Source organism: Zhongshania sp. (assembly GCF_041584495.1).
In the GTDB taxonomy this organism is placed as follows: Bacteria; Pseudomonadota; Gammaproteobacteria; order Pseudomonadales; family Spongiibacteraceae; genus Spongiibacter.
In genome coordinates this window covers 1-11,203 of the sequence record NZ_JBFHDY010000116.1, presented here as the reverse complement: position 1 = coordinate 11,203, position 11,203 = coordinate 1, and the positions used below count along the sequence as shown (strand labels likewise).

9 protein-coding genes are annotated in these 11,203 nt (G+C 51.5%); 8 read left to right on the top strand and 1 reads right to left on the bottom strand.

Features of this window, described 5'->3' with window-relative positions:
• The first annotated feature begins 253 nt into the window (after positions 1–253).
• The 8 genes from ABYP33_RS15250 to ABYP33_RS15215 all read left to right on the top strand — a co-directional run bounded on the left by ABYP33_RS15250 (position 254) and on the right by ABYP33_RS15215 (position 10,496).
• A complete protein-coding gene (locus ABYP33_RS15250; RefSeq protein WP_373092019.1) occupies positions 254–649 on the top strand; it encodes an SUMF1/EgtB/PvdO family nonheme iron enzyme in 396 nt (131 codons plus the stop codon).
• Between the two features lie 21 nt (positions 650–670).
• Entirely contained in the window at positions 671–1,066 is a 396-nt protein-coding gene (locus ABYP33_RS15245) for a formylglycine-generating enzyme family protein (protein ID WP_373092018.1), read from the top strand.
• 135 nt (positions 1,067–1,201) lie between these two features.
• Positions 1,202–2,548 carry a hypothetical protein gene (locus ABYP33_RS15240; RefSeq protein WP_373092017.1) on the top strand — a complete coding sequence of 449 codons (1,347 nt, stop codon included), beginning with the start codon at positions 1,202–1,204 and terminating at the stop codon, positions 2,546–2,548.
• A gap of 112 nt (positions 2,549–2,660) precedes the next feature.
• On the top strand, positions 2,661–4,421 hold the full coding sequence (locus ABYP33_RS15235) for a hypothetical protein (RefSeq protein ID WP_373092016.1): 1,761 nt from the start codon (positions 2,661–2,663) through the stop codon (positions 4,419–4,421).
• Between the two features lie 14 nt (positions 4,422–4,435).
• On the top strand, positions 4,436–7,066 hold the full coding sequence (locus ABYP33_RS15230; RefSeq protein WP_373092015.1) for an SUMF1/EgtB/PvdO family nonheme iron enzyme: 2,631 nt from the start codon (positions 4,436–4,438) through the stop codon (positions 7,064–7,066).
• An 86-nt stretch (positions 7,067–7,152) separates the two neighbouring features.
• Positions 7,153–8,193, top strand: coding sequence for a hypothetical protein (locus ABYP33_RS15225; RefSeq protein WP_373092014.1), 1,041 nt, complete (start codon positions 7,153–7,155; stop codon positions 8,191–8,193).
• On the top strand, positions 8,193–8,921 hold the full coding sequence (locus ABYP33_RS15220; protein ID WP_373092013.1) for a PP2C family serine/threonine-protein phosphatase: 729 nt from the start codon (positions 8,193–8,195) through the stop codon (positions 8,919–8,921). The genes ABYP33_RS15225 and ABYP33_RS15220 overlap by 1 nt, the downstream gene beginning before the upstream one ends.
• A gap of 69 nt (positions 8,922–8,990) precedes the next feature.
• Positions 8,991–10,496, top strand: a complete 1,506-nt coding sequence (locus ABYP33_RS15215; RefSeq protein ID WP_373092012.1) for an Hsp70 family protein — start codon at positions 8,991–8,993, stop codon at positions 10,494–10,496.
• Positions 10,497–10,639: 143 nt separating this feature from the next.
• On the opposite strand, the gene ABYP33_RS15210 is transcribed toward ABYP33_RS15215, so the two are convergent.
• A complete protein-coding gene (locus ABYP33_RS15210; RefSeq protein ID WP_373092011.1) occupies positions 10,640–10,921 on the bottom strand; it encodes a transposase in 282 nt (93 codons plus the stop codon).
• Between the last annotated feature and the right edge of the window lie 282 nt (positions 10,922–11,203).

The window sequence follows — 11,203 nt, the reverse complement described above, 5'->3', positions numbered from 1 at the left end:
TATGCAGAAGCGCAAAACACCCTTAGCAAAGTCCGCGATGGCTACAAAACTTTACAAAAAGAATTTAACGCCGCCGAAAAACTTTTCGCCGCTGAAACTTCAGCTGCACAAGCCAAAGCCGCGTGGTTAAAACGCAAAAAAATCTTACGCACTAGCAGACCCTAAGGAAGTTACCCTAGCAGTATCGGCAGAAACAGCCGCAAAAGAAGCCCAATACGCAGGGAGCTTTGTTACCGCATTACGGCAGTGGCAATTGAGGACGCAGAACTGGAAGGCCGCTTATAAGGCCGTAGATACAGTAATTGCCCATATCGAGCAGCAACGCATTGCCAAAGCAACCGCGGCAAGAGAAGCGGCGGCGCGTAAGGTGGCCCTTGCAGCCGAGCGCAAAGCCTTGGCTTCCCAAAAAATGGCAGCTGAGCTCGCTGTAGTAATCAGTAAAGATATGATAGCAATTGCTGGCGATAGCTTCGTGATGGGCGACGAGAACCGAGGGACCGCGCATTCGGTCACTGTACCTAGCTTTAAAATAGGTAAATACGAAATCACCTTTGAACAGTGGGAGCCTGCGTCAGTGCAGGAGCGTGTAAACGCCGTTCGGATGATGCGGACTGGGCGCGGACCACGGCCCGTGATGAACGCTAGTTGAAATGGAGTAACGCAAGAGTTTATGCCAGGGCTAAATTCCGGTTCTGCCACCACGTATCGGCTACCCTCGGCCGCTGAGTGGGAGTTTGCCGCACGAGCCGCCACAACGACTAAATATATTACTGGCAATTGCGTTCACACTGGCCAAGCAAATTATAACAGCGCGGAATCAGCTGATAGAAAAAATAGAGACTGTGACCCGAACTCTAGGGTATATCGCGGCAAGACACTTGCTGTGGGCAGCTTCACCGCAAATAGTTTGGGTTTATACGATATGGCGGGCAATATTGCTGAGTTTACTCAAAATTGTAAAAACGATGATTATACCGGAGCGCCAACTGGCGGTAGTGCGTGGCTAGATGGTGATTGTAGCTGGGCTGTAATCCGGGGGGCTGGGCGAGCGATGCGGTGTTTTTAGAAACGGCAGTTAGCTTCATTGCAATAAAAAAGCGCTATAATTCGCGTCAGGGCTTCCGACTTGTTCAGGACTGACATCTTGGCTATGGCGATGCTCAAAATGGTAATTGCCGTGATGGTTGTTCAGAGGTAGCTAATGGCGCTAATAGCAGAAAGTATATATAAGACTGTGGTGCTATTAACGGCCTTAACCTGCATACCCTTTTCGGTTTTAGCCGAAGCGGATTACCGGCAGCAGTACGATGCCTTTCTTAGTACTAGCCGCAGCGACTATGTGACGTTCACCGAGGCCAATGAGCGCCTGTACGCTAAGAGTTTGGCCCAGGATTGGAAAAGCTTCAGTGAGGCGCAGCAAGACCCTTTGCCTCCAGAACACAAACCCAAACTGCAGCCCAGTCATAAAACCCAGCGTGGCAATGGCGTTTCGGCCTCCATCAAACCATTAGCGAGTCTTGAAAATAATAGTCGGGATTTTTACGGCCATCACTTAACACGCCCGCCCGTGGCTGACATTTTGCCGCGCCTAAAGGGTTTGGAACCATCAGCATTGCTTTCTTTTCGGCGCGCCTTCCTTCAGCACTCAGCGTTTGAAACCCTTAGCCAGTACGCACAGTTTCTTACTCAACGCTACACCGAAGGCCCGTGGGCGGCGATACAGTTGTTAGCGGCTAATTGCGAGCTGCTTTATACTTTTCGCGAAGATCAGCAAGGTTGCTTGTGGATTTTAGGCCAGCAGCAGGGTTTAGACATACGGGTGGCCCGCTCGGTGGGGGGCTTGGAGCTATTAATAAAAAGCCCACAAACTTGGTTTGACCATCCGTATTTTTTACTTGGGGAAGAGCGCTTTCAGCTCATAGAAAAGTCGCATTATATTGCTTTGCCTAACCCCCGATTACAGATTCATACACAGCCACACCCCCAAGCCGTACGGGGCGTTCGGATTCGCCCAAGCCGTGGACTACGACTGGCGATGCGTCATACTCGAAGCCGTGTTTTAGGTCAACAAATTTCAATTTCAGTAGATGAAGACCACGCCCGTTATTTGGCAAATTTGCCAATCTTGGATATTACCGACTACCTCGACGATAGCCTGCCCGATTATTTAGCCGAGCAATTGCAAGCTCCGCTCCTAGCGTCCTTGAGCGGGCTAACTCCTCAGGCCCAAATTGAACAATTGCTTAAATGGTTACAAGCATTGCCTTATCAAATCGACGAAGAGCAATTTGGTCGTGAAAAGCCGATGACTTTAACCGAGCTGTTGTATTTTGATGCCAGCGATTGTGAAGATCGTGTCTATGCATTGGCAGTGATTGCCCGTCGTTTACTGGGTATTGATGTTGCTGCATTAAAATTTCCTGGCCACCTCAGTGCTGCGGTTAAATTAGCTGGCAAGTGGCAGGAAGCTGACCCAACCTATGTCGGGGCCGGTTTAAATGAGCGGCAGCCTGTTTATTGGAATATAGAGCCAAACTGGTATTATTGAGTTAAAACCCAGCATTATTATCTTTTTTCCATATTTTTGCGGCAATTTGCGAACAATGTCCGTCTAGGAATATAAGCCCACAACGCAACCATAACCACAGGGACACAGCGCCATGGCCATCAAAGAACACTCGACCGCCCGCAGCCAATTGGAACAAGAATTGGCTGCCGTCCGAGCCGAGGCTGAAAAAGCCCGTCAAGCCGCCGCAGATGCAGATCTAGAAAAGCAAAAAGCCCAGAACGACGCTGAACTGGCGCAGCAGCAATCACAGCAAAGTGCCGAGGCCTTATCTGTAGCGCAGCAACAGGCGGCCGCGGCCACCGACGCGATGCAGCATTCTAGTTATGCGGCTGATGATTCACGTCAGGCTTCGCAATCTGCAAATAGCTCCGCTCAAGATACCCAGCAACAGGCCGCTAGTGCCGCTGCGGCGGCGCAAGAAGCGGCCCGTGCCGCAGCGCGGGCTGACGCCGAATCCCAAGATGCCGAACGGGCGTCTAATCAAGCCAGCTACGCAGCCAGTGATGCGCAATCGGCGGCAAGCAATTCCACTCAGGCCGCTGCGCAGTCTAGCTCTGCGGCTAACCAAGCAGATCAGGCGTTGAATCGAGCAGACACCGCCTCCGCACATGCAGATCAACATGCCGCGAAGGCTGACTCCTCGGCAAATGACGCTAACCAGTCTTCAGCCGATGCCACTCAAAGCGCTGGCCGCGCTGAATCTTTTGCTGCTAATTCAGAGTCTCAGGCAGCGACCGCAACCACCGCCGCGAGCGACGCCACCAATCGCGCTAGCACCGCCGACCAGCAGGCCAATGCCGCCGAAGAAGCCGCTGGTCGCGCCGACAGTCAAGCCGGTGACGCCCAGACTGCAGCGACCGCGGCAGAACAACAATCAAATCAGGCCACTACTGCCGCCAACCAGGCCGCAACAGCGGCTAGCGATGCCGGACACGCGACAGAGCAGGCCCGGCAATCAGCAAGCGAGGCAGACATCGCTAAAGATGAGAGCTTTGTGGCCCGCGAGCAAAGCCAAGGTGCGCTCGACGCCGCTCGCCAAGCGCAGGCTGAAGCCGAAAAGGCTCAATTAGAGGTCGAGGCGCAAAGTAGCAAGGCTGAAAGTCTCGCGGCGCAAGCAAGTGAGTTTGCAGAGACTTCTCGGAGGGAGGCGGATGAGAGTGCCCAGGCGTCATCAGAGGCAAACTCTGAAGCAGGTCAAGCCAGTCAACACGCAGCCCGTGCGGCTGGAGAGGCCAGTGAGGCGGGGCAGGCCTCGGGGCTGGCGAGCACCTATGCCGGTGCAGCGCAGGGCGCCCACTCTGCCGCTCAGTCGGCTGCTGCGCAGTCTCAAACTCAGTCTGGACTGTCACAAGCGGCAGCGGAAACTGCCGAAACGTTCGCCTCGCAAGCTGAGGCGGAATCAGGTCGCGCTCGAGATGCCTCACAAGATACGTCTATGTATCAGCAAGAAGCACGCAGCTTTATGGAAGCGGCGCGAGCAGCCAAAGACGAAGCTGAGACCCTGCGTGATCAGGCACGCCAGGCAATGGAAGATGCGGCCGCTCACGCTAAAGATTTATTGGCACAATTGGCCTTCGCATTGGAAGAGGCTGAGTTTCGTGCCCAACACGCACGGTACGCCAGCGATAAAGCCTGGGAAGAAACGCGTGAGGCCATTACGGCCACAGAGTTAGCCACCAACAAAAGCCGCGAAGCTGAAATTTGTGCCGAAAAAGCTAATCAAAGCCAAGATGAGGCTGACCGGGCCGCCACTGAATCTGGGCACTCGGCTTCACTAGCGGATAGCCATGCCAATGACGCTGAACGGCATGCCATCCGGGCAGCCGCAGCCGCCGATAGCGCCAGCGACTAAAAAGGGAAGTTTGAATGTCTGACAGTCGGGTTAAGGCCCTGAAACTCTTAGGACTTGAAAAAGATGCTCCGTCATCTGAAATTGACGATGCCTATTACAGTAAACGTACCGAGCTACAACTAAAGCAGCAAGGCGCGCCAACCCCAGCCCTAGCGGATAAATTCGCGGACTTAATTGCCAAGTTAGATACCGCCTACCAACAACTCTTTGTTGAATCTGCGCCCAAACGCCAACAAGCTGCCGGCTCTTTGTCGCAAACTAAATTAGCCGATTTACCCGGCGTTGATCCAGTCGATAAAAACCGCCTTAGCTTTGAACCGGGTCATCTCTTGGCTGGGCGCTACACCATTGCAGAACTCATTGGCCAGGGCGGAATGGGGGCTGTGTATCGCGCCCATGACAAAAATCGCGATGAAGACATTGCCATAAAAGTTCTGCTGCCCAGTCTTACCAATAACGAACGCGCGTTAGCGCGATTTATGGACGAGGCTCGCATTAGCTCCAAGCTCAGTCACGCCAACATCGTCAATGTTTACGATGTGCAAAACGATGGCGAGCTTTACTTTCTGACTATGGAGTTACTCGAAGGCCAAGGCTTGCGGCAGGTAATGGAAAACCAGAAGCTCGTTGGCCGCCCCATGGACATTGAGGATGTCAAAGGCTATTTAAATCAAATATGCATGGGGCTTAGCGCTGCTCACGAATATACGATTCATCGTGATATAAAGCCCGAAAACATCTGGCTGGGCGACGACGGCAAACTTAAGCTCATGGATTTTGGTATTGCCCAACTGCAAAGCACTTCGCGGCGTACGCAAACTGGAGCTGCAATGGGTACCGCCTATTATATGGCGCCAGAACAATTAAAGGGCTTGAAAGACATTGATGGTCGCGCTGACCAGTACGCGGTTGGCGTGTTGACCTATGAGCTGCTTACGGGTGAAGTCCCCGCAGGGGCAATTGAGCCTGTTAATGAACTGCGTAAAGATATTCCCAAAGGCATGGCTGCCGCCATTATGCAGTCCTTATCACCACGACCAGAAAAGCGCTTTGACAGCATCGGCAGCTTTGCCGAGGCTGTAGAAAAAGACAAAGGTACAAACCGTTACAAAGCGACTAACACCACTAATCCGGTACTGAGCAACGGGCCTAATAAATGGGTACTAGCGTCACTTGTGCTATTACTCTTTATCGGTCTTGGCGCTATTGCCGGCACTGGCGTATGGCAAGACTGGTTACCCGCCAGTAAAGAAGAAATAGCGCGAGAAAAGGCCGCCGTCGCCAAACTGCAAGGCGAGATTAAGGTCATAAAACAGCGTCTAGACACCGCCAGACGCAACCTAGATAGCGACGTGCGCGATGCTCAACGTAATAAGAGCAATCAACTAACCGCTCTAAAACACTGGCAGGACCTCACCGAAACAGCTGTATTTAACGGCAACCAGATACCTGAACTGGAAGGCGAATTAGCGGTAGGTGAAACCCTGCTTCGCGAAGGCAGCTATAGCGAAGCGCAAGTTACACTGAGCAGCGTAAGAGATGGCTACCAGCGTTTATATATAAAATTTAGTGCAGCGGAAAAACTCTACCCCGCACAACAGGTCAGTGCATCTGCAGCGGCGCAGTGGGCAGAGCGCAAGCATGACTACAAACTTGAAGACCCGCTGGAGGTCGGCAAGGCATTAGCGGCAGAAAGTCTAGCAAAACAGCAGCAATACGCAGGGGATTTTGAATCTGCGTTAGACAACTGGCAACGTGCAGAGCTGCAATGGCAAGCGGCCCACAGTGCCGTTAGCACCGAGGTGGCAGCTATAGACCAGCAGTGGGCTAAGGCCGCTGCGGAACGTAAAGCGGCAGTAGCGCGCCAAGCGGCCGCAGAACGCAAGGCTGTAAGGGACCGAAAGCAAGCGGCACTACTTAAAAAACTAAATATCGCAATGGTATCAATTCCTAGCGGCAGCTTTCGCATGGGGGATTTAAATGGCGACGGCGATGCTGACGAAAAGCCCGTACACAAGGTAAGCGTATCTGCGTTTTCTATGAGTAAACACGAAATCACTTTTGCGCAATGGGATGCCTGCGTAAGCGCCGGTGGCTGCAGCTACCGGCCAGATGATGAAGGTCAAGGGCGAGGTGATTACCCAGTGGTGTACGTGAGCTGGAATGACATTAATCAAGAGTTTATACCGTGGTTGAATAAGGCCACGGGTAAGCGTTTTAGATTGCCTAGCGAGGCGGAGTGGGAATATGCGGCCCGGGCAGGGACCACAACATCATTTTCTACCGGCAATTGCATCAGCACTAGTCAGGCCAATTACGATGGCAGGAAAGATTACAATAGCTGTGGCGCAAAAACCGGTGTAGATCGCAATGAAACGCTTAGCGTAGGAAGCTTTAACGCTAACCGTTTCGGCCTATACGATACGCATGGGAATGTATCGGAGTGGACACAAGATTGTCGGAATAAGAGCTACGTAGGCGCGCCGAGTAACGGCGGAGCTTGGACAGATGGTGACTGCAATGTACGCGTATTGCGAGGAGGGTCATTTCTCTTTGGGCCGGCGACGCTTCGGGTGTCGGAGCGTCACAGCAGCCACGTGACGACTCGCCACAGCATTAACGGCTTTCGACTGGCTCATGACTGACACCCTTTTTATGTCTGAATTCTCGCTAAAGTGTTTCGAGTTCGGTTTTATTTTCCCTTGTACAGTGTGGGCGAGAATTTGCAGATATGCATAATTTTGTCAGCGTTAAAACCGTGATGTTAACAAGTGTGGTCAGTCTATTAATGGCCTGCACTGCGGTTACGGAGGAAACGAGAAAAGTTGCTGATTCGAATCCATTACCCTCCCCGTGTAATAATGCGCTGCGCTCCCGCTTACCCGACGGGCTATATCAAGCATTTGGTCAAGGCGCAAACCAAGTGCAAGCGATTGACCAGGCCTTGTCTACCATTGCGCGTCAGCTGCGGGTTGCAATTCGTGCAGAGGCAAGCAGCACCCAAACTAAAATCGACGGCAAGGTAAGTGAAGATTTTACAAAGACCGTGGCTAGCTTAAGCGAACAGGTATTTGACGACTATCAATTGCGGTGTGCCGACCCCGTTACTGCAAGCGTAGTGGTTGAGTACGATAACCGCTCGCTGCCAGTTCGGTTAAAGAGCCGCTTGCGTGACTGGTGGGGCAGCCAAGGGTGGCACCTAGTGTGGGCATCGGGTTTGCAGGTGGATGCTAAGCTTTCAGCGGTAGCCGAACAGTCGGGTATTGCGCCAGAATCTATCGGGGTTTCGGTTCAGCGCGATCGAAATAGATGGTATTTGCAGTTGAATGAACGCCGCGTAAGTTTACGCGACCAAGAGTGGCGCCTGTTTTATGCGCTTCCCCCAGCGCAGCGCGAAGAGCGTAGCTTCGGTGTGCTAGACACCAATAATATGCCGCTTGCGCATAGTATGAGCCCTGGCGAAGAGTTCCGTTTCACGCTTAATATCCCGCCTGAATATAGTTATTTGTCCGTGCTTGCCTTAGATGTCAGTGGCAAGATTGTAGTGGTGCGCAGTAATACGCCCATTCACGGCGGCAAGCTAGTTATACCCGATCCACCGGGCGTGTTCAGTGCAGAATTGCCCGCAGGCACAGTGGAAAGCGTCGATGATTACATCGTACTGCTTTCTGAGGGCATACAAATCTTGCCGGAATCGTTCTGGTATTTTGACGGTTGGCAGCTGTTGGAGAACCATTATGACAGCCTTGGCCTGCGGGTCGTTGTGCGCTAATGCTCAATAGATTTTGTCGCGTCACATGGTCGATAGATGGTGATAGTCAGACTGGGCCAATTCGTGACCACAATGAAGACTGTATTGCCTTTTGTGAACACGCGAGACGCAGCTACGCTATTGTTTGTGACGGGGTAGGGGGCCATAACGGAGGAGAAGTGGCATCGCATCAAGCCACGGCATTCATAGCTGAGAAAATCGCCGCTGTTGATGTGTTAGAAGAAACAAAATTACGCGCTATGCTGCAGCAGGCTCACATGCATTTATGCCAGGCTGCAGAACAAAATACTGCGCTGCGCCACATGGCCACCACCGTGGTATTGGCCGTACAACGCGGAGGTTGGGTGTGGTTAGCTTGGGTAGGCGATAGCCGCGCTTACCGCTTGAGTGGTGATGGCGTGAAGCAGCTCACCCAAGACCACAGTTTTGTCGCAGAAAAAGTAGCTCAAGGCGTTCTGAGCGAGGTTGAGGCTAATAATCACCCTATGGCTAACACAATAACCTCGGCGCTGGGCGGAAAACGAAACGGCTTGCGACATCGAGGTGTCATTAAGTTGCGGGTGAAACGCGGCGACGCACTTTTGTTAATGAGCGACGGCGTTTACGGCGTTTTGTCAGACACAGAAATAGCCGAAGCGGCAAATGCCGGCGCGCGGGCGCTAACAAGCAGGGCCATTGCTTGCGGTTCGCAAGACAATGCCAGTGCCATAGTCATTCGCTGTGTTTGAATGCTAGGCAATATATTTTGGCCGCATCGCAGAAGAGCGTGTTTGAGCAATACAAGAATGGAGTAATACATGCCGGTTTTGGGAATTGATTTAGGCACCACCTATTCATTGGCCGCCTATATAAACGCGGCGGGGCAGGTGGCCCTAATCCCTGATAAATACGACAGCAATCAGTTTCGAACACCGTCGGTGGTCAATATAAGTGAATCTGGCTGTAGCGTGGGCGATGCCGTAGAACTGCGCTTACAGGAAGACCCCAGTGCGGATCATGTGCGTTTTGTAAAGTTGGCTATGGGCGAGGAACGCCGCTTTAAGGATTACCTAGGCCGAGAGTGGCGACCCGAAGCCATTAGCGCACTAATTCTTAAAAAACTTTTAGAAGACGTGTCCAGTTTTTTACCTGATCCAGTCACCGCTGCGGTGCTAACCGTGCCCGCTAATTTCTCAGACGGCCAACGTCAGGCGACTAAAAAAGCGGCCATGTTGGCGGGAATTCCCCAAGTAAACCTAATTGAAGAGCCGATTGCGGCAGCCACGTTTTATGGTTTGAATGATATTAACGGCGACCAAACCCTGTTTGTGTATGACCTAGGTGGCGGCACTTTTGATGCATCGTTATTGCAGTCAGCCGACGAGGGTTTATTTGTACTAGCCACTGACGGACAGCATGATCTAGGAGGTAAAACAGTAGACGAAACCATTATGGGCCAGCTTGTTAGCGAGTACGAACGCCTGCACGGGCCATTGCTACAAGACAACACCATACAAGTACAGCTGCGCCAGTTTGCCACCGAAACCAAATTAGAGCTTTGTCGACCAGGGGTGACTCAGGTACGTAATACACTGCTGTTGAATAATCAGCCCGTTGATTTTCTTCTGACCACAGCGCAGTTTAATCGTTTGATCGACAAACTAGTGGAGCAGACCTTAACGGTCTGCCAACGCTGCTTAGCTAGCGCCGGAATGGAGTGGGATTTTGTGGACCATATTCTGTTAACCGGCGGCTCGAGTCTATTGCCACTGGTAAGGGAGCGATTAGCGGAGCGCACTGGGCGAGATCGTGCCGATTTACTATTAAAGCAGCCACATCAGGCCGTTGCTTATGGCGCGGGCTTGATTGCCAGCCAACTGTTCGAGCAAGCAGGTTCGCGAACACTGCAACGCGCAACATCATGGCAGTTAGGTTTGCGCGTGCGCGGTAGCGATGGCCAGCCTGTCGTAAAAGTAATGATTGATAAAAACAAACCGGTACCCGCAAGCGAATCAATGAGTTTTCATACCACAAGACCAAACCAGCCCCGGTTGGTTGTAGAAGTTGTGCAGCAAAAGGACGCAGGTCTTGAGGAAAAAAGTCTGGGCTATTTCATATTCTCACTGCCCGAAGACTGCCCCGAGCGCTATCCCATAGATATTACGCTGGCCTACGATTTAGAAGGCTTGGTGACAGCTACAGCGCGCAACCCGAGCACCGGCGAAGAACTGCATCAGGTAATGGATCAAGAGGGCATGGCCTTGGACGATGAATTACTAAAGCAAAAGATTTGGTTAAGTAAAATCGACATTAACTTGTCGTAGCATTAAATAGTCTACTTTTCTCGTGGAAATCCATAGTTGATGTCAGCTTGTCGTTACTGCGAGTACGATGAGATTTTGGGGTTTTGAGCCAAGCATAATAGCCACTGCGTAATACTGGCAGTTAACTTTGATAAAGGCATACTTTATTCTGACTCCCTTGCGAAGTATGCCGTTGCCTTTTTTAAAATATCCCGCTCTTCCGTCATCCGACGCAACTCTGCTAGGAGGCGCCGGTTCTCCGCGGTGAGATCATCTTGGGTATCACGTTCATTACTAGGCACCCTAAAACGGTTGACCCAGTTATATAGCGTCTTATCCGAAATACCTAAATGATTGGCAACTTCCTTAATGGGGTAGCCACGTTCAATGACTTGAGCGGCTGCCTCTTGCTTAAAGTCTTCAGTAAATTTACGACGTTGATTCATACTTCCTCCGATGGTTCATTTTTACCATGCGGAGTGTCTACAGTAATAGGGGCTATTCAAGATAAAGAAATCTTGGGATCTGAAACGGCGCAGTCAAAACGGTGAGTTATATTACATTAAAAATCCGATACTGTGAGGTATTGGAAATAGGGAGCATGGGCTTGTATAATGGAGATGCTATATAGTATCCACGTATTGGCAGTTCTAACTAAATATCTGGAATAAGCATGAGCATCCCAAAACCAGTTCCATTGTACCCGACATATAAAGACCTTAAAGAAG